The following is a 21949-nucleotide window of genomic DNA, read 5'->3' as shown; positions in this document are numbered from 1 at the left end:
AACGAGTGACAAGGAGGCTTCCGACCTCAGTCGATGACGGTGTAACCCGCTTCGCGCAGGGCCCGACCGACCTCGACGCAGTGCGCCGGCCCCATCGTCTCCAGATGCAGCTCGACCTCCGCCTCGGTCAGCCCGAGACGCGGATCGGTCCGCACATGGCTCACGTCCAAGACGTTAGCGTCGACCACTGACAACACCCCCAGCAGCGTGGCGAGGGCACCGGGCCGGTCCGTCAGCCGCACGCTGACCGTGAGGTAGCGGCCCTGAGCGGCCATGCCGTGCCGCAGCACCCGCTGCATCAGCACCGGATCGACATTGCCGCCGGACAGCACCGCGACGACCGGGCCGTCGAAGGCACCGGGCTCGCTCAGCAGCGCCGCGACCGGGCTCGCCCCGGCCGGCTCGACGACCAGCTTGGCCCGCTCCAGGCAGAGCAGCAGCGCGGTGGACAGCTCGTCCTCCGTCACCGTACGCACCTCGTCCACGAGGTCCGCGACGATCTCGAAGGGCACGTCGCCCGGCCGGCCGACCCTGATCCCGTCGGCCATCGTCACCGGTCCGTGCACCGCCACCGGACGCCCGGCGGCCAGCGAGGGCGGGTAGGCGGCCGCGCCCGCCGCCTGCACGCCGACGATCCGTACGTCCGGCCGCAGCGCCTTCACCGCGACCGCCAGCCCGGCCGCGAGCCCGCCGCCGCCGATCCCCACGACGATCGTGCGCACCTCCGGGCACTGCTCGAGGATCTCCAGGCCGACCGTGCCCTGCCCCGCGATCACATCGGGGTGGTCGAAGGGATGGATGAACACCGCGCCCGTCCGCGCCGCGTACTCCTGCGCGGCGGCCAGCGTCTCGTCGACCACCTGGCCGTGCAGGCGCACCTCGGCGCCGTACTCCCGGGTGGCGCTGATCTTCGGCAGTGGAGCGCCCTTCGGCATGAACACGGTGGAGCGCACACCGAGCAGCGACGAGGCGAGCGCGACGCCCTGCGCGTGATTGCCCGCGCTGGCCGCGACGACACCGGCGGCCCGCTCCTCCGGCAGCAGCCCGGAGATCCGGACGTACGCGCCGCGCAGCTTGAACGAACCCGTCCGCTGGAGGTTCTCGCATTTGAGGTGCACCGGCGCGCCGACGAGCTGGGACAGGTAGCGGCTGCCTTCCATCGCGGTCGTGCGCGCCACGCCCGAAAGCATCTTCTGGGCGCCGCGGACGTCGTCGAGAGTGACGGGCCGCAAGGAGTCAGCCGTGCCGTAGCTCATGACACAAGCATCGCAGTTCACAGGCGGGAACCACCGCTGTGACCAACCACCGAGACCGGATTCCGCAGCGCCGGTACGGCCCGCCTTCCGGCCGCGTACCCTGTCCCCCAACCCAGCAGCCCTTTCATGAAGTGAGCCCCCGGCCATGCCCACAACACCTGAAATGTCGATGGACATGACGACCGTCGGTGACACCGGTCTTCTCGACACGCTTCAGCACGAGGTCGCGGTGTTCGCGCGCCGTGCCGAACAGACCCGGCTCGGCGGCGTCGGGCAGGTGCGCAACTCCATGGACCGCGCCGCGTACCTGCTGCTCAACCGTCTCGACAAAGAAGGCCCGATGGGCGTCAAGGCACTCGCCGCGAGCATGGGCATCGACTCGTCGACCGTCACCCGGCAGGTGGCCCCGCTCGTCGACACCGGCCTGGTCAAGCGCACCTCGCACCCCGAGGACGGGCGGGCCGTGGTGCTCCAGCTCTCCCCGCGCGGCCAGTCCCGCCTGGAGGAAGTGCGGTCTTCCCGGCGCCAGTTGATGGCCGAGCTGACCGAGGACTGGGCGCCGGAGGAACGCGAGGCGTTCTGCTCCCTGCTCACCCGCTTCAACACCGCGCTGTCCTCCCGGATGGCCGCCCAGGGCGTGCCGGGCACGGAGCCGACGGCGTCGTAGCCTCCCCGCGCGGGAGGCGGCGCCCCGCCGGCGCGCATCCCGCGCGTGCGCGGCTCTTGACCGAAAGCCCGCTCCTGGCCTCATATGAAAACGGTGTACGAGGGTTCCCAGGGGGTCGCCGTACGGCGGGAGGCTCGGTGTGCGTGAGACGCGTGCGGTCCAGGAAGCCCGCCGGGCCCGGGAGTTCGAGGCGTTCGTGGCCGGGGCGGGCGGCCGGCTGCTGCACGCCGCCACCCTGCTGACGGCCGAGGACCCGCAGGCCAACCCGCGCGCGCGGCGCCTGCTGACGCTCGCGCTCGCGCACACGTACGCGTGCTGGGACCGGCTGCACGGCGAGGACCCGTACAACCGCGCCCGTGAGTATCTGGCCACCCGCTTCGCGCACGGCACCTGGCACCGGTACGGCGCACTGTCGCTCGGCCGTACCCGCACGCACGCCACCGGCCCGCTGGCCCGGCTCACCGCCCAGGAACGGCTCGTCCTGGTCCTGCGGCTCTACGAGGGCGTCGCCGAGGAGCAGGTGGCGGCGCTGCTCGGCCTGCCCGTGGAACGGGTGCGCACGGTGTGCGACCGGGCGACGGCGACCCTGCTGCATCCGCCGCGCGGACCGGCCCCCGCGCGCGTACGGGCGAAGGCGGCGACGTCGTGAACCGGCCCCAGCGGGAGGCCGCCGTACGGCAGATCATGGAGCGGACCCCGCCGCGCCTGCCCATGGACCTCCACCTGGACGCCGTCCGCCGCGGCAGCCGCCTGCTGCGGCGCCGGACGATCGCCCTGCGGCTGCTGTGGCTGCTGATGTTCGCGGCGACCGTGGCCTTCGCCGTCTGGGCGGTGACGGCCCGCCCGTGGGTGGAGCCGCCGTCGCAGACGACTCCACCGCTCACGGGCTGGTGAGACCGAGACCGCGAAGGCCCTGGCGGCTCTAGCCCAGGGCCTGCTGGAGGTCCTCCAGCAGGTCTTCGACGTTCTCGATGCCCACGGAGAGGCGGACCAGGTCGGCGGGAACCTCCAGAGCGGAGCCGGCCACGGACGCGTGCGTCATCCGGCCCGGGTGCTCGATGAGGGACTCCACGCCGCCCAGGGACTCGCCGAGGGTGAACACCTTGGCGCGGTTGCAGACCTCGACCGCCGCCTCCTCGCCTCCGGTGACCTGGAAGGACACCATGCCGCCGAAGGACCGCATCTGCTTGGCGGCGATCTCGTGACCGGGGTGCTCGGGCAGGCCCGGGTACAGCACCTTCGTCACGCGCGCGTGCCGGGACAGCATGTCGGCGACCTTCGTGGCGTTCTCGCTGTGCCGGTCCATCCGCACCGACAGCGTCTTGGTGCCGCGCAGCACCAGCCACGAGTCGAACGGCCCGGCGACCGCGCCCATCGCGTTCTGGTGGTACGCCAGCTCCTCGCCGAGCGTCTCGTCGGCGGTGATCAGCGCGCCGCCGACCACGTCGGAGTGGCCGCCCATGTACTTGGTGAGCGAGTGCACCACGACATCCGCGCCCAGCGACAGCGGCTGCTGGAGGTACGGCGTGGCGAAGGTGTTGTCGACGACCAGCTTCGCGCCCGCGTCCCGGGCGATGTGGGCGACGGCGGCGATGTCGGTGATGCCGAGCAGCGGGTTGGAGGGGGTCTCCACCCACACCGCCTTGGTCTTCGGGGTGATCGCGGCCCGTACGGACGCGGGGTCGCTGGTGTCGGCGACCGACCACTCCACGCCCCAGCGGGCGACGACCTTGGCGAAGAGACGGAACGTGCCGCCGTACGCGTCGTTGGGGATGACCACGTGGTCGCCGGGGCTGAGCAGCGTACGCAACAGGCAGTCCTCGGCCGCCAGTCCGGAAGCGAACGCGAGTCCCCGGCGGCCGCCCTCGAGGGCGGCGAGGTTCTCCTCCAGGGCGGTGCGGGTCGGGTTGGCGCTGCGGCTGTACTCGTAACCGCCGCGCAGTCCGCCGACGCCGTCCTGCTTGTAGGTCGAGACCTGGTAGATCGGCGGGACGACCGCGCCGGTGAGGGGATCGGCGGTGTTGCCCGCGTGGATCGCCAGGGTCTCGAAGTGCTGACTGATGTGCCTGTCACTCATGGACACCGAGCGTAGTGCGCTCGCGGCACTGCTGCCGGACGGGGCGGCCCGTTCCGGCCTCGCGCGCGGTCCGTGCCATGTTCCGGCGGTCCCGGCGCGGCGGTGCGCCGGGGAGTTTTCCACAGGTGCGGGGACGGGTTGGCCAATTGTCGGCGGCGTCTGGTTCGCTTGAGACATGGAGATTCTCTGGGTCCTGATGGCGCTGGTCCTGCTCGGCTTCGTGGTGCTGCCGTTCCTGCGGCGCCGGCGCGGCATGATCGAGCAGGTCCCGGCGGGCCACCCGGACGCCGCGGACCCGGCGAACTACGGCTTCGTGCGCACGGAGGAGCTCGACATCCGTATGCCCGGCCCCGACGAGGACCTGCTGAACGTCCTGGACGTGGTGCAGCGCACGCAGGACTACCGCGCGGCGCAGCAACTGCTGGCCGGTACGGAGACGGAGGGTGAGCTGCGCTGGCAGCGCGTGCAGGCCTTCGCCGGCGCGGCGGCCCTGGAGCTCCGGCAGCGGCCGGGCGGCGTCAGCGAGACCCCGGGCGGGCAGTGGCTGCGGGTGTGGCGGACGGAGGCGCCGAAGGACGCGGGCGGTGCCGCGGTGCACGCCGAGTTCCTGGTGCAGCAGGCGTGGCGGACGTCGACTCCGGGCACCGACGACTTCCGGATCATCATGGAGGAGGCGAAGGACGCCTGCGGCCAGGCGGCGCTGCTCTCCCCCGGCGACCCGGTCCCCCACATCGTCGAGCTCTCGGTGGCCCGTGGCCTGAACTACCCGCAGGCGGAGTTCGAGCAGCTCTGGCTGAAGATCCTGGACCGCTCCCCGGCGCACATGGGGGCGCATCTGGCGGCCCTGCACTACTGGTGCGAGAAGTGGCACGGTTCGCGGGAGCAGGCGAACGCGTTCGCCGAGGCGGCCGCGGCACGGGCGCCGCGGGGCTCGCTGCTGGCGGCCATGCCGCTGTTCGCGCTCTTCGAGCACCTCCCCGAGGTGAACCTGGTCAGCAGCTTCTACCAGAGCGAGGTCGTGAAGAAGGCGATACACGGCGGGCTGTTCGCGGTGCACGCGGCCCGCGCGGACGACCCGATGCTGGCGCACGTCCGCCATCTCCTGGTGTTCTTCCTGGTCCGCTCCGAGCGCTGGGCGGAGGCCATGGGCCAGCTGATCCACGTGGACGGCCATGTGGGCGCCCTCCCGTGGACGCTGTCCGCGGACCCGGCCGGGGAGTTCGCCGTCTACCGCGCACTGGCGGTGGCGGGCTACGAGGCGAACGGCGGCAGCCCGGCGACGCTGCTGCACTGACGACCGGCACGGGCACGGACGCCGGGACTCTCTGCTGTTCAGTGGTCCGAGCCCTTGGTCCGACGACGAGAGACCTGTTCCCTCGCGGTGTGCCAACGCGAACGGGTCTGCTCGACCACGCTGTCCCACTGCCGGCGGACCTCGTGGTCGGAGGGGCGGTGCCCCTGACGGATCCGGCCGAGTTCGTCCGCCACCTCTCGTCCCAGTGCCGCCGACCCGACGATGACGAACATGGCCGCGAAGAGGGCCGAGATCATCGCGAAGACGGCCCCGACCACCCCGTAGCGGGAGACGGAGGAGTTGAAGAGGCGCGGCAGGTAGACGCTCGCGGCCACCCAGTAGGCCGCCGTCAGAACGGCCGCGGTGATCCCGAAAGGAAGCAGGTCGGGCAGACTGATCCGCTTCGCGGACAGGATCCAGCCGCTCCACACGAGAAAGACGGCGGTCGCCGCCACCTCACCCAGCGCGGCCGCGACGGCCAGCCAGTCCCGGCCGGGGAGCGCGGCGAGCAGCCCGGTGACCACTGCGTAGCCACCGAGGGCGAGGATCCACCACAGGCCGTTGCGCGTGTTGCGCACGCTGAGGGGTTTCAGCTCCCAGGTCTGCTCGAAGAGCCGCTGCGAGGCTCGCGCGAAGCTCAGCGCGGAGATCGTCAGGAACACGATCCCGAAGAGACCCACGCTCACACTCGTGCCTTCGGCGGGGGAGAAGAGGGAGTTGACTGCCGCGGCGCCCGATCCCGTGAGGTCGTAGCGGTTGATGATGCGCTCCGCGGCGTCGTAGTGCACGTAGTTGTCCAGAACGGCACCGATGAGGACGGAGAGCGGAACCAGTGCGGTCAGTGCGCTGGACGCCAGGGCCATCGAACGGTCGAAACCCACGATCTTCTGAAAGCGGCTGACGACCCGCAGGGCGAACGCCGGACGCAGCCAGAACGTCAGCGTCCTGGTGAGGCGCTCGCGGTTGATCCTCGCCGTCCTGCCCTCCGTGAAGGTCGGAACCTGTGTGGCGGCGCGAGCCTAACGGACGGTCGCGGGGCGGGTGGGGTGCGACACGTCTGCTTCACGCATGGGTGTGCGGGGCCGTGTGTCCGGGCCGGCGACTGCCGTTCGGATCACCCGAGGCGGCCCTTCAGGTGATTGCCGGACACCTCGTGAACCAGGAAGGCGTCGCAGGGGTACGACCTCTGGGCAGAGAACGAACTCAGAACGCCGTGAGGAGCTTGGGGATGTACGCAGCAGTCCGGCGGTACGAAGGGGTGACCGATTCGGCCGAGGCCGCACGGCTCGTGAACGAGGGGTTCGTGCCGCTCATGCGGCAGGTCCCCGGCTTCGTGGCCTACTACTGGATCGACGCCGGGGACGGGGTGATGGTCTCGACCAGCGTCTTCCAGGACCGGGCCGGTGCCGACGAATCGATCTCCAGGGCTGCGGACTTCGTGCGGGACAACCTCGCGTCGCTGCTCCCCAACCCTCCCCTGGTCATGGCCGGCGAGGTGGTGGCCTCCGCCTGACCGCGTGGGGACCGGCCGCCTGAGCGCCCTGGCGGGCCCCTCAAAAGCCGTTCCCGGCCGTTCGCTACCCTCCCGATCCATGTCCGACCTTGCCGATCTTCCTGATCTTCACAGTGCGACCATCGACGCCATCATGGGTCACGCCGGTCGTTCGACCCTTCCCTTCAAGCGGGCCAACCGGGAGGAGCAGCACGCGACGGCCTTCTGGTTCAACGAACTCGTGGAGACGACTGCCGAAGGTGAGGTCGTCCGGCAGTACCTCGTGACCTCCGGTCGGCCTGCGGAGGTCGAGATCGCCGAGTTCACCCTCCGGCGGGATCTGTGCGCACCCGCGATGAGCGCGGAGAAGCTGCTGATGACCGACTTCGCGCAGGGGTGGACCCACCTCGGGGACCTGGGAGTGGCGGTCATGTCCACCACCGGGCTGCACGCGCACGGCGCTCGTAAGGGGTGGCGCTGGACCACCGACGAGATCACCGACGGCATCGCGGCCACGGAGGAGGACATCGCCGCTCTCGGTGAGAGCCCGGTCGTCGCCTATCTCCTGGGCCACGACGTCGGCGCCGGGAACGGCGCCCGGGAGCAGGCCGTCGTGGTCGGAAAGATCAGCCGCTCCGGCGACGGCGGCATCCGGTGGATGGGGCGCCTGCCCGAGGGGTGCGTCGGCGCGCCGGTGTTCATCGGCTCCGGCCTCGGCGGGAACAGCTTCAAGCTGGTCTGCGTCGGGGTGGCGCTGCCCGGCGACGACCACCACCCGATCGCGGCCTTCGACCGCATCCGCACCGCACTGCGCGCCGTCACCCCGGACACCGCACCGGCGGCCCCCACGCTGTCCGAACCGGGCCCCCAGCCAGGCGGACCCAAGCGCCGCTGGTGGAAGCGACGCGGCTGACGCCACCGGGCACCACTGTCCGGCTCACGGACGCGCGGGGGAGGCGGAGCCTCGGCAGGGCCGAGGGTCCGCCTGTGGCCGGGCCGTTTCGGGGTCAGCCCTGGGTGCGGGCGGGCAGTCGCCATCCCGGGCGGGGGAAGTGGCAGGTGTAGCCGTCCGGGTACCGCTGGAGGTAGTCCTGATGCTCGGGCTCGGCCTGCCAGAAGGGGCCGACCGGCTCCACCTCGGTGACGACCTTGCCGGGCCACAGTCCGGAGGCGTCCACGTCCGCGATCGTGTCCTCGGCGACCTTCTTCTGCTCGTCGTCCACGTAGTAGATCGCCGAGCGGTAGCTGAGGCCGATGTCGTTGCCCTGGCGGTTCACGGTGCTCGGGTCGTGGATCTGGAAGAAGAACTCCAGGATCGCCCGGAAGTCGGTCTTCTCGGGGTCGAAGAGGATCTCGATGGCCTCCGCGTGCGTGCCGTGGTTACGGTACGTCGCGTTCGGCACGTCGCCGCCGGTGTATCCGACCCTGGTCGCCGTGACGCCCGGGAGTCGGCGGATCAGCTCTTCCATTCCCCAGAAGCATCCGCCGGCCAGCACGGCCCTCTGTGTCTGCGCCGCCATCACGGCCCCTCCAATATCTGTCGGCTCGGTCACTCGGTGTCCTCAACGCTCGAGGGTGCCCGGCGATTCCGTGCCGGTCGGCGGTCCGGCCGAGGCCGAGGGCCGAGGGGCGTGCGCCGGGGGCGGGGCGGCGCCGCACGGGGTGTCGGCCGGTGAGGGTCCTGAAGCGTGCCGATGTCATCCGGGGGTGCCGGGCGCGGGCCGTCGCTCTTCGCCGGCGGGTTCGAATCCGGCCAGCATCTGCTCCAGCGCCGCCTGGTCCGGACCCACGAACGCCGATTCCCCGGCGGCCGAGCCCAGCGTGTCGATCATCGAATCGGTGATCCCGTGAGCCGGCGGCAGATGGGTGGACAGGACGAGCTCCGGCTCCCTGTCCAGCAGTGTCTGGAAGGTGCCGAGGAACTTCTCGATGTCGACGTTGCGCACCCACGGGCTGTCGACCGTGGCCCACAGCAGTTGTGCGGCCCGCAGTTCCTCCACGTCGACCGCGGCGACGTCGTCGGCGTGTGCCAGTTCGGCACTGGACATCGGCCCGCCGAAGCAGTCGGAGCTGAAGCAGACTCCCGACCGGTCGTCGAAGAGGCCGACGGTCGCCGGGTTGTCGAACAGCGGGGGTCTGAACCCCGTGAGGGTGCGGTCGCCGACGTCCAGGGTCTGGCCCGGGTTGAGCAGATACAGGCGATCGAGCGGCAGCGGCCGCTCGCAGGACATCAGCCCGGCGGACAGGAACGTGGTCACCACCCGCGCCTCGGGCGCCGCGTCCAGCAGATCGAAGATCCCGCCCGTGTGGTCACGGTCGGGGTGGGTGAGCCAGATCCATCGCACATCGGCGGGATCCAGCACGGACCCGACCGCTTCCAGGAAGTTCCGGTCGGGCAGCCCCAGCCCGGTGTCGATGACGACGGGTTGTGCGGCGAGCAGGACGAAGGAGTTCACCGGGAGGTGTCCGATCCCGGGCACCTCCAGGCTGTCTTTCAGGACGCTGATGTCCGGGCGGACCTTGTGCACCGGCATGTGGCATCTCCATGCCCCCCAGGTGGTGATCGCGCCGCGGCCTGTCCGTCCATCGTCGCCCTTTCCCCCAGGCACCGCACCCCCGGCCGGGCACCGGCCCCGGCCGGGGGTGCGGTGCCCGGCCGGCCCACCCGCGCTCCAGCAGCGGCGATTGCCGGAGGCCGGTGCTTTCATGGGGATATGGGCAGCAGAAGTGTCGTGGTCGAGCGTCGGGTCGGGGCAGGTCAGGGGGCCGTGTGGGAGGCGCTGACCGATCTTCGCGGGATGGAGCGGGTGCTCAGCGGGGTCACCAGGCTCGAGGTGCTCACCGAGGGTGCTTTCGGCGTGGGGACGCGGTGGCGGGAGACGCGGCGGATGTTCGGCAAGGAGGCCACCGAGGAGATGTGGGTGACGGCCAGCGTGCCGCCCGAGCGCTATGTGGTCGAGGCCGAGTCGCACGGGTCCCACTACGTCTCGGAGTGGGACCTGCTGGCGGCGGGACCGTCGGCGACGACCGTCCGGATGACGTTCTCGGCCACCGCGACCTCGGGCGTCGCCGGTCTGCTCGCCACGCTCCTGGGCGGCCTCGGCGAGCGGGCGGTACGCAAGGGCATCGCCAAGGATCTCGACGATGTCGCCTCCGCGGTCGAAGCGCACGGCTTCTGAGCCCGTCAGCCCCGGAGCCCCGGAGCTCCAAAAACTCCGGAGCCCCGGAGCCCCGGAGCCCCGGAGTGGAAAATCGGTTGCCTCCGGTCGGCCGCGGGCGCTGAATGACATACATGGCCGACATCCAGGGCTCGTACGATGATCTGTTCGTAGCGGTTCCCCAAGCGCTGGCCGCGCTGCTGGACGAGGGGGACGTCGGTGGCTCGGTCGCCGTCTTCGTGGACGGGGAGCCGGTCGTCGACGTCTGGGGCGGGTTCGCCGACGCCGGCCGTACGGTCCCCTGGCAGCGGGACACGATCACCAACGTCTGGTCCGTCACCAAGACGATGACGGCGCTGTCCGCGCTGGTCCTGGCCGACCGGGGCGCCCTCGACCCGGACGCGCCGGTCGCCCGGTACTGGCCCGAGTTCGCCGCGGCGGGCAAGGAGAAGGTGCTGGTACGGCACCTTCTCGCGCACACCGCGGGCCTGCCCGACTGGGACGGGCCGGTCGAGGGCGTCTACGACTGGCCGTCCGCCACGGCACGCCTGGCCGCGCGGCCCCCGCGCTGGGAGCCGGGGACCGAGGCCGGCTACCACTCCCTCACCCAGGGGTTCCTGGTAGGCGAGGTGGTCCGCCGGATCACCGGCCGCAGTGTGGGCGAGTTCTTCGCGCGGGAGGTGGCCGGCCCGCTGGGCGCCGACTTCCACATCGGACTGCCCGCCGAGCACGACCACCGGGTGGCGCTCGCGGTCCCGCCGCCCTCCCGGGACGAGGACTACTCCGCCGGCGCCACCGGCGACAGCGCGTACCCCACGGGTACCGCCCTGCGCGTCCGGGACGGCAACAGCGTGGCCTGGCGTCGCGCCCAGATCCCGGCGGCGAGCGGGTTCGGCAACGCCCGTTCGGTGGCGCTCGTGCAGTCGGTGATCGCCTGCGCGGGCACGGTGCGCGGCACGCGGCTGCTGTCACGGGAGGGCTGCGACCGGGCGCGGGAGGAGCAGTTCAGCGGCGAGGACCGCATCCTCGGCATGCCGGCCCGCTACGGCCTGGGCTACGGGCTGTTCGGCAGCGCCCTCGGCTGGGGCGGCTGGGGCGGCTCCCTCGTGATGATCGAGCCCGACAGCGGGATGGCCGTGGCGTACGTGACGAACCAGATGCGCGAACCCGCGGACGACACCCGGGGGCTGGAGCTGGTGATGGCCGCCCATGACGGCCTGACGGGCCTGCGCGCCTGAGCGGACGAACCGTCACCGGGCCGACAACGTGACAGGGCCGACGAACCGTCACCGGGCCGTCGGCCCGTTCCGCGGCCGCCGTCGCACGCACGACGACACCGTCGGCTCAGCCGCTCCCGCTCCCATAGGGCCGGGTCAGGATTTCCAGGCAGTGGCCGTTCGGATCGTCGAAGTAGGTGCCGCGGCCGCCGTCGTGGTGGTTGATCTCGCCGGGGTGGTGGTGGAAGGGGTCGGACCAGTGGGTCAGACCGGCCGCGCGGACGCGGGCGAAGATCGTGTCGAACTCGTCCTCGGAGACCAGGAACGCGTAGTGCTGCGGGGTGATCTCCCCTTGCGCGTCGAGGTAGTCGAGGGTCACACCGTTGGGGATCGCGACGGGGACGAAGGGGCCGTACGGCTCACTGACCTCCAGGCCGAGGAGGTCGGCGAGGAAGCGGGCCGAGGCCTGCTTGTCGTGTGCGGCGACGATGGTGTGGTTCAGCTGAACGGTCATCGTGGAGCCTCCTCGTCACCAACATACTCGCGACCGGCAAGGGCCCCGGGCGGCCGCCGGGGACCCTTGCGCGGGCGGCGATCAGATCGTCGCCGTGTCGATCACGAACCGGTAGCGGACGTCGCTCGCCAGCACCCGCTCGTACGCGTCGTTGATCTCGTCGGCGCCGATCAGCTCGATCTCGGCGCCCAGGCCGTGCTCGGCGCAGAAGTCCAGCATCTCCTGGGTCTCCCGGATGCCGCCGATGCCGGAGCCGGCGAGGGTCTTGCGGCCGCCGATCACCGAGAACAGGTTGAGGGCGACGGGCTCCTCGGGGGCGCCGACGTTCACGAAGGCGCCGTCGGTCCGCAGCAGCGACAGGTAGGCGTCCAGGTTCAGCGGGGCCGAGACCGTCGAGAGGATCAGGTCGAAGGTGCCCCGCAGGTCCGCGAAGGTCTGCTTGTCGCTGGTGGCGTAGTAGTGATCGGCGCCCAGCTTCAGGCCGTCGTCCTTCTTGCGCAGCGACTGGGACAGCACGGTCACCTCGGCGCCGAGCGCGTGCGCGATCTTGACGCCCATGTGGCCGAGGCCGCCCATGCCGAGGATCGCGACCTTCTTGCCGGGGCCGGCGTTCCAGTGCTTCAGCGGGGAGTACGTGGTGATGCCGGCGCAGAGCAGGGGCGCGGCCTCGTCGAGCTTCAGGGCGTCGGGGATGCGGACGACGAAGTTCTCGTCGACGACGACCTTCTCGGAGTAGCCGCCGTAGGTGGGCTCGCCGTCCTTGTCGAGGGCGTTGTACGTGCCGACGCTGCCGCCGGTGCAGTACTGCTCCAGGCCAGCCTCGCAGTTGTCGCACTCACGGCAGGAGTCGACGAGACAGCCGACGCCCACCCGGTCGCCGACGGCGAACTTCGTGACGCCGGGGCCGACCTCGGAGACGATGCCCGCGATCTCGTGGCCGGGGACCATCGGGAAGATCGCCTCGCCCCAGCCCTCACGGGCCTGGTGGATGTCGGAGTGGCAGATGCCGGCGAACTTGATGTCGATCAGGACGTCGAACTCGCGGACCGCGCGACGCTCGATCGTCGTGCGCTCCAGCGGAGCCTTGGCTGCGGGTGCGGCGTACGCGGCAACGGTGGTCATGCCGGGGGTCTCCTAGCAGGGGGTTCGCGGCCCGGTCCGTCTGCGGACCGGGTACGGCTTCGAGCCTGCCGGACGAAGCGCGGCTCACCCAGGCCACGGCTTTGCGTACGACTGGCGTGCCTACCACCGGCGGGGTCAGGTTGACCGTCGTACGACCGTGAATACTGGACGTATGGACGAACAGCGCGGACTCCCCGGCGCGCCCCTGGACCGGCGGGCCGAGCTCAGCGAGTTCCTGCGCACGCGGCGGGCGCGCCTGAAGCCGGAGGACGTGGGTCTGCCGGACTTCGGCCGGCACCGGCGGGTGCCCGGGCTGCGGCGCGAGGAGCTGGCCCAGCTGGCCGGGGTGTCGGTGGCGTACTACACGCGTCTGGAGCAGGGCAACGGGCGGAACGTGTCGGCGGAGGTGCTGGACTCGATCGCGCGGGCGCTCAGGCTGACCGACGCCGAGCACGCGCACCTCACGCATCTGGCGAAGCCGAAGCAGAAGAAGAAGCAGACCGCGCGTCCGCAGCAGGTGCGGGTGTCGCTGCGGCAGCTGCTGGACACGCTGGACGGCGTGCCCGCGTACGTCGTGGGGCGGCGTACGGAGATCCTCGCCTGGAACGCGATGGCGGCGGCGGTCTTCGGCGACTGGGCACAGCTGCCGGCGGCCGATCGGAACTGGGCGCGGCTGATCTTCCTGAACCCCGACTACCGCGAGCTGTACGTCGACTGGGAGCAGAAGGCGATCGACATCGTCTGCGCCCTGCGGATGGACGCCGGCTGCCACCCCGACGACCCGCGGCTGTCCGCGCTCGTCGGGCAGCTGTCCGTCAAGAGCGAGGACTTCCGGCGGCTGTGGGCGACCCACGACGTCAAGGAGAAGAGCCACGGGGTGAAGCGGCTGCGGCATCCGCTGGTGGGCGACCTCGCGCTGAACTTCGAGGGGTTCCGGCTGGCGGGCGACAGCGACCAGACGATGGTGGCGTACCACGCGGAGCCGGGGTCGGCGTCGGCGGAGGCGCTGCGGCTGCTGGCCAGCTGGGGCGTCGACGCGACCCGGGCGGGGGCGGGGTCCCAGGCGCCGTCCGCCTGATCCTCGCCGCCCGCCCGTGCGGGCGCGGGGCGGTTCAGCCCTGGTACGGCGGGGCGGCCCCCCATCCCCACTTCGGCACCGGCTGCTCCGCCGGCGGCTGGGCGTCGGGGCCGGAGAAGTGGACGGCCAGCCGGGTCCCCCACTCCACGTAGGCCAGGAACGCCGAGCGGAACTCCGCGTCGGTCGGCAGGCCGGCCTCGTCGGCCGCGTCCTGGACGAGGTTGACCCAGCGGCGCCGCTGGGGCTCGGTGATGCCGCGGCCGAAGTGCTTGGCGACCATGTGGCTGTGGCCGCCCTGGGTCGCGGAGTAGGTCTCGGGGCCGCCGAAGACCTCCGCGAGCCAGAGGGCGACGTGTTCGGCGTGCTCGGGTGCGAGGCCGGCGAAGAGGGGAGCCAGCAGGTCGTCCTCGACGACCTTGGCGTAGAACGCCTCCGTCAGCCGGGCGAAGGCCTTCTCGCCGCCCGCCCAGGCGTACAGCGTGGGCACGGCGGAGCCCGTCCCGCGCACCGGGGTGACCTTGTAGTCCCGCATCTCCTCGATGTCCTCGACGTACGGCCGGATCTCGGCGAGGAAGGGCGGGAACAGGTCCGAGGTGCGGAAGCCCTGGAGGTGGTCCTCGGTGGAGGTCCAGGTGATGCGCAGGACGAAGGAGGCGGGGTCCGCCTCGCAGCGGGCGAGTTCGTAGTCGACGCAGTAGGGCGACGCCGCGAGCGGCACCGCGGCGCGGGTGTAGGCGGCGAGGAACTCGGCCGATCTCTCCTCGGGGACGCGGTAGCGGATGTACTCCACCGTGGTGCGGGGGGTGGCTGTCTCGGATGCCGTCATGAGGCCAGGCAAACACGGACGGCCCTCCGGAGGCTTCCCTTCCGGCGGGCCGTCCGCTCAGCGCTCAGCGAACTCCCGGCTCACCTGCCATGACGGCGGGTCTTCCGGGGCGGCGGTCAGGCCGACGCGGCGTTCTCCTTCACCGTGATCCTGCCCTTGCGGATCGTGGCGAGGCGCGGGGCCTTCTTCGCGATGGCCGAGTCGTGGGTGACCATGATGAAGGTCAGCCCGTGCTCCTTCCACAGGCCCTCCAGCACCTCCATGATCTCGTCGCGCATGCCCTCGTCGAGGTTGCCGGTGGGCTCGTCGGCGAGCAGCACCTTCGGCTTCTTGACCAGCGCGCGGGCGATCGCGACGCGCTGCTGCTGGCCGCCGGACAGTTCGGAGGGCAGGTGGCCCAGGCGTTCGCCCAGGCCGACGGACGCCAGCGCCTCCGCGGCCCGTTCGCGCCGCTCCCTGACCTTGACGCCTAGCGGGACGAGCGCCGTCTCGACGTTCTCCTGCGCGGTCAGCGTCGGGATGAGGTTGAAGGACTGGAAGACGAAGCCGATGTTCTCGCTGCGCACTTTGGTCAGCTTGGCCTCGGACAGCTTGGCGAGGTCGGTGCCGTCGAGGACGACCTCGCCCTCGGAGGGCCGGTCGAGGGCGCCGAGCATCTGCAGGAGGGTGGACTTGCCGCCGCCCGTGGGGCCCTGGATGACGAGCCGGTCGCCGTCCGCGATGGTCAGGTCGACGCCGGCCAGCGCGTGGACGGTGTCCTTGCCTCGGGTGTAGCGCTTGGTGACGCCTCTGAGTTCGTACATGGGGACAACTCCTGTGGTTCGGAAGGGGGTTGGCTGCTCGGCGCGCTACTCGACGCGCCGCAGCGCGTCCGCCGGGCGCAGCCGGGAGGCCCGCCAGCCGCCGAACGCCCCCGCGATCAGACCGCCGGCGACGGCGAGGCCGACCGCCACGGCCACGGTGGTCAGGCTCACCGGCGCGGTCAGGGCCACCTCGAGGGTCTTGGCGGTCGCCCGGCCGGGACCGCCGCCGAAGCCGCCGCCCCCGCCGGCGGGGCCGCCCTGGCCGCCACCGCCCCCGCCGCCGCCCAGCTGGGCCTGGAGGGTGGGGCTGACGGCCGTGACCGCGTAGGCGCCCGCGAGGCCGAGGGCGATGCCGAGCGCGCCGCCGAGCAGACCGTTGACCATGGCCTCGCCGACGACCTGCCGGGTGACCCGGCCGGACTTCCAGCCCAGCGCCTTCAGCGTGCCGAACTCACGCACCCGGCGGGAGACCGCCGAGGAGGTCAGCAGACCGGCGACCAGGAACGCGGCGACGAGGACCGCGATGGACAGCCACTTGCCGACGTCGGTGGCGAGGGAGGAGGCCGTGGAGAGGGAGCCGGAGACGGTGTCCGCGAGGTCGGCGGAGGTCGTCACCGTCGTACCGGAGACGTTCTTCTGGATGGTCGACTTGACGCTGTCGATCTTCTGCGAGTCGGTCGCCTTGACGTAGATCGTGGTGACCTTGTTCTTCGATTCGCTGAGGGTCTGCGCCTGGGCCAGCGGGATGTAGACGTTGGCGGCGGAGTCGCCGCTGTCGGCCGTGGCGACGCCGATCACCTTGAACTTGACGCTCTTGATGGTGACGGTCGAACCGACCTTGAGCTTCTTCTCCTTGGCGTACGCCGAGTCGATGACGGCGACCTTGGCGTCCGTCTCCGAGGTCTTGAACGTACGACCACTGGTGATCTTGGAGGAGGTCAGCGGGCCCAGCTCGGGCTGGGAGACGTCGGTGCCGAAGACGGAGTAGTTGTTGACGTCGAAGTTGGCGCCGCCGCCCTGCACTTCGCCCTGCGGCTGGCCGTTGCCGCCGCCGTTCTGGCCGGGGCCGCCCTGGCCGCCGCCGTTGCCGTTCTGCTGGAACTGGCCGCGGGTGAACTGGCCGCTGACCTTGATGACCTGGAGGCTCAGCCCGCCGACCGCGTCGGAGACGCCGTTCTGCTTGCCCACCTTGGTCACGGCCGAGGTCGACAGGGTCTGGAAGCCCTGGACCATCACCCGGTCGGTGCTCTGTTCCTCGTCCGACTCGTCGTCCTGCGCGTCGAACTGGAAGCGCGGGCGGTCGGAGGCGCTCGCGGTGGGCGAGGCGGCCTTGGTGACCGTCATGTCCGTACCCAGGCCGTAGAGGGACTGGAGGACCTTGTCCTGGGCCTTCCCCATGCCGGAGGACACGGAGGAGACCACGATGACCAGCGCGATGCCCAGCGCGAGTCCGGAGGCGACGACGAGGGCCGCCTTTCTGCGGCGGCGCAGTTCGCGCCTCAGGTAGGTGAAGAACATGCGCCGCAAGGTAGGTACGGCGCGTGATGACTGGATAAGGCAGAAATAAGAGAACGATGAGAAGACTGTGATTGACCCCGGAAACACCGATGCCGCCCCTGGGGGCGGCATCGGAAAGCTGTGCGTCGACCTGGGGTCAGACGGCCGAACCGGCCTTCCACTGGGCCCAGTCCATGTTCCAGCCGTTGAGGCCGTTGTCCGGGGACACCGTCTTGTCGCCGGTGTTCTGGACGACGATGACGTCACCGACGATCGAGTTGTCGTAGAACCAGGCGGCCGGCGTGTTCGCGTCGTTGGCGCCCTTGGTGTCGGACAGGCCGACACAGCCGTGGCTGGTGTTCACCGCGCCGAAGATGGACTTCGCGCCCCAGTAGTTGCCGTGCACGAAGGTGCCGGAGGTGGTCAGGCGCATGGCGTGCGGGACATCCTTGATGTCGTACTCGCCCTTGCCGTCGTCGTCGGTGAAGCCGACGGTCGCGCCGTTCATCCGGGTCTCCTTGAACTTCTCGGAGATCACCATCTGGCCTTCGTACGTCTTGTTGTCGGGCGAGCCGGCGGAGATCGGGATGGTCCGCACGGTCTTGCCGTCCTGCGTGACCTTCATCTGCTTGGTCTTCGCGTCGACGTACGTGACCTGGTTGCGGCCGATCTTGAAGGTGACCGTCTTCTGCTGCACGCCGTAGACGCCGTCGGCGCCCTCGACGCCGTCGAGCGCGAGCTTCAGGGTGACGGTGGACGCCTCCTTCCAGTAGTCGTCCGGGCGGCAGTCCATGCGCACCGTGGAGAACCAGTGGCAGACGACCTCCTGACCACTGCTGGTGGTGACCGTGATGCCCTTCTGCACGGCCGCCTTGTTGGTGATCTCCTTGTTGAAGTTGATCGACACGGGCATGCCCACACCGACGGTCGAGCCGTCCTCGGGCGTGAAATTGCCTATGAAGCTGTCGTCCGGGGAGACCGTGGTGAAGGAGGCGTTCTCGTGGGCCTCGAGGCCCTTGGAGTCCTTCGCGGTGGCCGCGAGCTTGTAGGTGGTCGAACGCTCCAGCTGGGCGCTCGGCTTCCAGCTGGTCTTGTCGGCGGAGAGCGCGCCCGCGACGGCGGTGCCGTCGGCGGTGGTCATCGTCACCTCGGTGAGCGTGCCCTTCTTCACCGTGACGGCCGCGGAGTTGTTGATGGACGCGTTGTTGGAGCCGTCCGCCGGCGTGATCTTGATCTGCGCCTCGGAGGACTTCTTCGCCGCCGCCTCGTCGGCCCTGGCCTGCGAAGAGCTGTCGCCACCGTCCGACGCGCTGCTGTCACCGCCGGAACACGCAGAGAGCACCAGAACACCGCCGAGCAGTGCGGACGCCGTCATCAGACCTCGGCGCCGCCTACTGTCCGTCATCACACGCTTCTCCATCGTTGCCGATTTCCCAGAACCCCGAGAGTCCCCGTTAAGAAACTTAAACGCTGCGACCGGTTCGTCCCGTTCCACTTTCCCCGAATGTGTGGGGCACACCACGTCCACGGGTCGGTGGAGCCGCCCGGGACACGTGGTGCGGGTGTCGGTCCATGCGTCCCTTGAGACGACGGAACCCCGGGCGGCGGTTGCCGTCCGGGGTCACGATCTCCCCAAGACGATCAGCCGGTGCCACCCTCGCGTGCGTCCTCGTCATTCTCCTCGACATCATCGTCGTCCAGGTCCCAGTCCGGCGAATCGGGGTCGTAGTCGATCTGCTCGCTGGACCAGGACGCCTGCTGGAGCTCCACCCCGGGCACCTCACTGACCAGGTCGAACGGGTCGACGAGATAGGCGAGGGCCTCGGCGGTGTCTTCCGTCACAGCACTCTGGGCATGCGCACGCTCGGACTCCGGGGTCTCCGGGTCGTCGGCGATCCGGCGCAGCGCGGCCTTCGTCACGGCGTCGTCGTCGTGGATCTCCAGCACGAGTTCCACTCGAAGCCGGACAAAACGTGATGTCTTTTCAGTGCTCATGCCCGGAGCGTACGGCTCACGGCTCCGGCAACTTTCCCGCGACCCGCGCCTTTCATTAGCATCGGGCCACACGGCCAATTCGCCAGCGCCACAAGGGGATCGATATTCCGTGTCATCCGCTCGCCGCCCGTTGCTGACCGCCACCGCCGCGGGGACCCTTCTGGGTGCCCTGTGGTTCGTCCCGTCCGCCAACGCGTCCCAGGACGCCCCGGCCCGAGCGGAGACGGCCACACAGGTCACCACCCAGGCACGGGCCGCGTCGACGGCCACGAGGACCGACTCGGCCACCGCCCCGACGACCACCGTGGATGCCGTGGGCGCCGCGGACGCCGCGGGTGCCGTGGACGCCGCCACGACGGCGGACGACGGCACCCGGCTCGCCGACACCGGCAGTTTCGACACCACCCCGTACGTCGTGGGCGGAACGACGCTTCTCGCCCTGGGTGCGGGGTTCGTGGTGTATTCGGTACGCCGGGAACGCCTCGGTTTTTGAATCGACTTGACTGTCCTTTGACAAGACCTTCATAGTCCGCTCATGAAGAGATCATCGGGGGCGCGGCTGTGCGCCACTGCCGCGATGGGCGCGCTGTCGCTCGCGCTCATGACGGGTTGTGGGTCGTCGGACGAGGGGTCGAAGGACTCCGGAGACTCCAAGGGTTCGTCCTCGGCCGCCGCCTCGGACGCCAAGGCGCTGACGTCGGCAGAGCTGGAGAAGCTGCTCCTCGCCCAGGGCGAGGTCAAGGGGTACAAGGTCGGCTCGGGGGACGACACCGCCGCGACCTCCAAGTCCGCGGTGAAGGTCGACAAGTCGGAGTGCGCCCCGATGGCCTGGGCCACGAACGGGCTCCCGCCGGGTGACACGGACGCGAACGCGACCAACAGCCTCACGGAGGACAAGGCGTCGGACGCCCCCACCTCGCTGGACGACGTCAGCGAGGCGGACATCGAGGGCGCCTTCGACATCACCATGACGTACGTGGGCCTGTCCTCGTACGAGGGCGACGGCGACGGCGCCGAGAAGACCATCAAGTCCCTGTCCGACGGGGTGTCCGCCTGTGCCGGCGGGTACGGCTTCACGGCCGACGGGGAGAGCTCGAAGGTCACCAAGGTCGCCACGGAGAAGGGGTCCGGGCAGGGCGACGAGTCGGTGGCGTTCACCCAGGACGTCGAGGTGGAGGGCCAGACGGTCACCGCCCACACCGAAGTGGTGCGCAAGGGGAACACCCTCGCCACGTTCTTCACGATGGACCTTGCCGCGCTCGCGAAGGGCGGCGAGATGAGCGACGTCCCGGCGGCCGTGATCGACGCTCAGGTCGCGAAGCTCAAGTAACCCACAGGCATACGTAGGGGCCCTGCCGTCACACCGGACGGCAGGGCCTCAACTGTCCTACCGCAGCGGGCCGGTGACCGTCTCCGCCGCCGCGACGAGTCGGCCGTCGCGGACGAACGCGTCCGCCGCCGCGAGGTCCGGCGCGAGGAAGCGGTCCGGACCGGGGCCCTCGACCCCCGCCTCGCGCACGGCGGCGATGACCGCCCGGGTCGCGTGCGCCGGGGTGAGGCCCTCGCGCAGTTCGACGCCGCGGGTGGCGGCGTACAGCTCGACGGCGATGACCCGGGTGAGGTTGTCGACGGCCGTGCGCAGCTTGCGCGCCGCCGACCAGCCCATGGAGACGTGGTCCTCCTGCATGGCGGAGGACGGGATCGAGTCCGCGGAGGCCGGTACGGCGAGCCGCTTCAGCTCGCTGACCAGGGCGGCCTGCGTGTACTGGGCGATCATCAGGCCGGAGTCGACGCCGGCGTCGTCCGCGAGGAACGGCGGCAGGCCGTGGCTGCGGTTCTTGTCCAGCAGCCGGTCGGTGCGCCGCTCGGCGATGGAGGCGAGGTCGGCGACGGCGATGGCGAGGAAGTCGAGGACGTAGGCCACCGGGGCGCCGTGGAAGTTGCCGTTGGACTCGACACGTCCGTCGGGCAGGACCACCGGGTTGTCGACCGCCGAGGCCAGCTCGCGTTCGGCGACCAGCCGCGCGTGGGCCATCGTGTCGCGGCCGGCGCCGGCGACCTGCGGGGCGCAGCGCACCGAGTAGGCGTCCTGGACCCGGGGGGCGTCGTCCTGGTGGTGTCCGGTGAGTTCCGAACCGGCCAGCACGGCGAGCATGTTGGCGGCGGAGTCGCCCTGGCCGGGGTGCGGGCGGATGGCGTGCAGCTCGGGGGCGAGGACCCGGTCGGTGCCGAGCAGGGCCTCCAGGGAGAGGGCCGCGGTGATGTCGGCGGACTTGAAGAGCCGGTCCAGGTCGGCGAGAGCCATGATCAGCATGCCGAGCATGCCGTCGGTGCCGTTGAGCAGGGCCAGGCCCTCCTTCTCGCGCAGCTCGACGGGGTCGATGCCGTGCGCGGCGAGCAGCTCTCCGGCGGGCCGTACGACGCCGTCGGGGCCCTCCGCGTCGCCCTCGCCCATCAGGGTCAGGGCGCAGTGCGAGAGCGGGGCCAGGTCGCCGGAGCAGCCGAGGGAGCCGTACTCGTGGACGACGGGGGTGATGCCGGCGTTCAGGATGTCGGCCATGGTCTGCGCGACCTCGGGCCGTACGCCGGTGTGTCCGGAGCAGACGGTCTTCAGCCGCAGGAACATCAGCGCGCGGACGACCTCCCGCTCGACGCGCGGGCCCATGCCGGCGGCGTGCGAGCGGACGATGTTGCGCTGGAGCTGGGTGCGCAGTTCCTGGCTGATGTGCCGGGTGGCGAGGGCGCCGAATCCGGTGGAGACGCCGTAGACCGGGTCGGGCTTGGCCGCGAGCGCGTCCACGATCCCGCGGGCCGCGGCGAGGGCCGCCACCGCCTCCCCGGACAGTTCGATCCGGGCGCCGCCGCGCGCCACGGCGAGCACGTCGGACGCGGTCACCCCGGACGTCCCCACCACCACAGTGTGCATATCCATATTCAGGAGCGTACGCAGTGA

The 21949-nt window shown here is 70.9% G+C and carries 24 protein-coding genes; 11 read left to right on the top strand and 13 right to left on the bottom strand.

Features of this window, described 5'->3' with window-relative positions; all coding sequences use genetic code 11:
- Window positions 1-26: 26 nt before the first annotated feature.
- Window positions 27-1256, bottom strand: coding sequence for a threonine ammonia-lyase (gene ilvA / locus IE275_RS04510; protein ID WP_189707759.1), 1230 nt, complete (start codon window positions 1254-1256; stop codon window positions 27-29).
- Window positions 1257-1419: 163 nt separating this feature from the next.
- Here ilvA and IE275_RS04505 point away from each other — a divergent pair, with 163 nt between their 5' ends.
- The 3 genes from IE275_RS04505 (at window position 1420) to IE275_RS04495 (ending at window position 2817) form a co-directional block, all read left to right on the top strand.
- A complete protein-coding gene (locus IE275_RS04505) occupies window positions 1420-1923 on the top strand; it encodes a MarR family winged helix-turn-helix transcriptional regulator (protein WP_189708686.1) in 504 nt (167 codons plus the stop codon).
- Window positions 1924-2062: 139 nt separating this feature from the next.
- Window positions 2063-2572 carry a sigma factor-like helix-turn-helix DNA-binding protein gene (locus IE275_RS04500; RefSeq protein WP_189707757.1) on the top strand — a complete coding sequence of 170 codons (510 nt, stop codon included), beginning with the start codon at window positions 2063-2065 and terminating at the stop codon, window positions 2570-2572.
- A complete protein-coding gene (locus IE275_RS04495) occupies window positions 2569-2817 on the top strand; it encodes a hypothetical protein (protein WP_189707755.1) in 249 nt (82 codons plus the stop codon). Before IE275_RS04500 ends, IE275_RS04495 begins: the two co-directional genes overlap by 4 nt.
- A 28-nt stretch (window positions 2818-2845) precedes the next feature.
- On the opposite strand, the gene IE275_RS04490 is transcribed toward IE275_RS04495, so the two are convergent.
- The gene (locus IE275_RS04490) at window positions 2846-4000 is read right to left on the bottom strand and encodes a cystathionine gamma-synthase (protein WP_189707753.1); all 1155 of its coding nucleotides are present in this window, start codon (window positions 3998-4000) and stop codon (window positions 2846-2848) included.
- A 175-nt stretch (window positions 4001-4175) separates the two neighbouring features.
- Between IE275_RS04490 and IE275_RS04485 the strand changes: the two genes are divergently transcribed.
- The gene (locus IE275_RS04485; protein WP_189707751.1) at window positions 4176-5294 is read left to right on the top strand and encodes a hypothetical protein; all 1119 of its coding nucleotides are present in this window, start codon (window positions 4176-4178) and stop codon (window positions 5292-5294) included.
- Between the two features lie 38 nt (window positions 5295-5332).
- Here the strand turns inward: IE275_RS04485 and IE275_RS04480 are convergent, their stop codons facing one another.
- Complete coding sequence (locus tag IE275_RS04480) at window positions 5333-6175, bottom strand: YhjD/YihY/BrkB family envelope integrity protein (RefSeq protein WP_189707749.1); 843 nt, start codon at window positions 6173-6175, stop codon at window positions 5333-5335.
- Window positions 6176-6522: 347 nt separating this feature from the next.
- Between IE275_RS04480 and IE275_RS04475 the strand changes: the two genes are divergently transcribed.
- Both IE275_RS04475 and IE275_RS04470 read left to right on the top strand, forming a co-directional pair.
- Window positions 6523-6807, top strand: coding sequence for a hypothetical protein (locus IE275_RS04475; RefSeq protein ID WP_189707747.1), 285 nt, complete (start codon window positions 6523-6525; stop codon window positions 6805-6807).
- Between the two features lie 79 nt (window positions 6808-6886).
- The gene (locus tag IE275_RS04470; protein ID WP_189707745.1) at window positions 6887-7699 is read left to right on the top strand and encodes a hypothetical protein; all 813 of its coding nucleotides are present in this window, start codon (window positions 6887-6889) and stop codon (window positions 7697-7699) included.
- A 94-nt stretch (window positions 7700-7793) separates the two neighbouring features.
- Here IE275_RS04470 and msrA read toward each other — a convergent pair whose 3' ends face one another.
- Both msrA and IE275_RS04460 read right to left on the bottom strand, forming a co-directional pair.
- Complete coding sequence (gene msrA, locus IE275_RS04465) at window positions 7794-8306, bottom strand: peptide-methionine (S)-S-oxide reductase MsrA (RefSeq protein ID WP_189707743.1); 513 nt, start codon at window positions 8304-8306, stop codon at window positions 7794-7796.
- Between the two features lie 177 nt (window positions 8307-8483).
- Entirely contained in the window at window positions 8484-9320 is an 837-nt protein-coding gene (locus tag IE275_RS04460; protein ID WP_189707741.1) for an MBL fold metallo-hydrolase, read from the bottom strand.
- Between the two features lie 180 nt (window positions 9321-9500).
- Here IE275_RS04460 and IE275_RS04455 point away from each other — a divergent pair, with 180 nt between their 5' ends.
- The gene (locus IE275_RS04455; RefSeq protein WP_189707739.1) at window positions 9501-9965 is read left to right on the top strand and encodes an SRPBCC family protein; all 465 of its coding nucleotides are present in this window, start codon (window positions 9501-9503) and stop codon (window positions 9963-9965) included.
- A gap of 113 nt (window positions 9966-10078) precedes the next feature.
- Window positions 10079-11182 (top strand): serine hydrolase domain-containing protein, encoded by a 1104-nt coding sequence (locus IE275_RS04450; RefSeq protein WP_189707737.1) that lies wholly within the window; start codon window positions 10079-10081, stop codon window positions 11180-11182.
- A 106-nt stretch (window positions 11183-11288) separates the two neighbouring features.
- Here IE275_RS04450 and IE275_RS04445 read toward each other — a convergent pair whose 3' ends face one another.
- Both IE275_RS04445 and IE275_RS04440 read right to left on the bottom strand, forming a co-directional pair.
- Window positions 11289-11675: a VOC family protein gene (locus tag IE275_RS04445; RefSeq protein WP_189707735.1), complete on the bottom strand. Its 387-nt coding sequence runs from the start codon at window positions 11673-11675 to the stop codon at window positions 11289-11291.
- 81 nt (window positions 11676-11756) lie between these two features.
- Complete coding sequence (locus tag IE275_RS04440) at window positions 11757-12797, bottom strand: NAD(P)-dependent alcohol dehydrogenase (protein WP_189707733.1); 1041 nt, start codon at window positions 12795-12797, stop codon at window positions 11757-11759.
- Window positions 12798-12969: 172 nt separating this feature from the next.
- On the opposite strand from IE275_RS04440, the gene IE275_RS04435 reads away from it, so the two are divergent.
- Window positions 12970-13875, top strand: coding sequence for a helix-turn-helix domain-containing protein (locus tag IE275_RS04435; RefSeq protein WP_189707731.1), 906 nt, complete (start codon window positions 12970-12972; stop codon window positions 13873-13875).
- A gap of 34 nt (window positions 13876-13909) precedes the next feature.
- Here the strand turns inward: IE275_RS04435 and IE275_RS04430 are convergent, their stop codons facing one another.
- The 5 genes from IE275_RS04430 to IE275_RS04410 form a co-directional block, all read right to left on the bottom strand.
- Window positions 13910-14701 carry a group II truncated hemoglobin gene (locus tag IE275_RS04430; protein WP_189707729.1) on the bottom strand — a complete coding sequence of 264 codons (792 nt, stop codon included), beginning with the start codon at window positions 14699-14701 and terminating at the stop codon, window positions 13910-13912.
- 116 nt (window positions 14702-14817) lie between these two features.
- On the bottom strand, window positions 14818-15504 hold the full coding sequence (locus IE275_RS04425; protein ID WP_189707727.1) for an ABC transporter ATP-binding protein: 687 nt from the start codon (window positions 15502-15504) through the stop codon (window positions 14818-14820).
- Between the two features lie 45 nt (window positions 15505-15549).
- Window positions 15550-17022: an ABC transporter permease gene (locus IE275_RS04420; protein ID WP_189707725.1), complete on the bottom strand. Its 1473-nt coding sequence runs from the start codon at window positions 17020-17022 to the stop codon at window positions 15550-15552.
- Between the two features lie 136 nt (window positions 17023-17158).
- The gene (locus tag IE275_RS04415; protein WP_229870099.1) at window positions 17159-18406 is read right to left on the bottom strand and encodes a L,D-transpeptidase; all 1248 of its coding nucleotides are present in this window, start codon (window positions 18404-18406) and stop codon (window positions 17159-17161) included.
- 236 nt (window positions 18407-18642) lie between these two features.
- A complete protein-coding gene (locus IE275_RS04410; RefSeq protein ID WP_189707721.1) occupies window positions 18643-18996 on the bottom strand; it encodes a hypothetical protein in 354 nt (117 codons plus the stop codon).
- A 109-nt stretch (window positions 18997-19105) separates the two neighbouring features.
- On the opposite strand from IE275_RS04410, the gene IE275_RS04405 reads away from it, so the two are divergent.
- Together IE275_RS04405 and IE275_RS04400 are read left to right on the top strand one after the other, a co-directional pair.
- A complete protein-coding gene (locus IE275_RS04405; RefSeq protein ID WP_189707719.1) occupies window positions 19106-19489 on the top strand; it encodes an LPXTG cell wall anchor domain-containing protein in 384 nt (127 codons plus the stop codon).
- 42 nt (window positions 19490-19531) lie between these two features.
- Window positions 19532-20326 carry a hypothetical protein gene (locus tag IE275_RS04400; RefSeq protein WP_189707717.1) on the top strand — a complete coding sequence of 265 codons (795 nt, stop codon included), beginning with the start codon at window positions 19532-19534 and terminating at the stop codon, window positions 20324-20326.
- Between the two features lie 57 nt (window positions 20327-20383).
- Here IE275_RS04400 and hutH read toward each other — a convergent pair whose 3' ends face one another.
- The gene (hutH, locus tag IE275_RS04395) at window positions 20384-21922 is read right to left on the bottom strand and encodes a histidine ammonia-lyase (RefSeq protein ID WP_189708684.1); all 1539 of its coding nucleotides are present in this window, start codon (window positions 21920-21922) and stop codon (window positions 20384-20386) included.
- Window positions 21923-21949: the final 27 nt, after the last annotated feature.

It is taken from the genome of Streptomyces phaeofaciens, from assembly GCF_014648915.1.
In the GTDB taxonomy this organism is placed as follows: domain Bacteria; phylum Actinomycetota; class Actinomycetes; order Streptomycetales; family Streptomycetaceae; genus Streptomyces; species Streptomyces phaeofaciens.
This window is presented reverse-complemented; position numbering and strand designations above follow the sequence as displayed.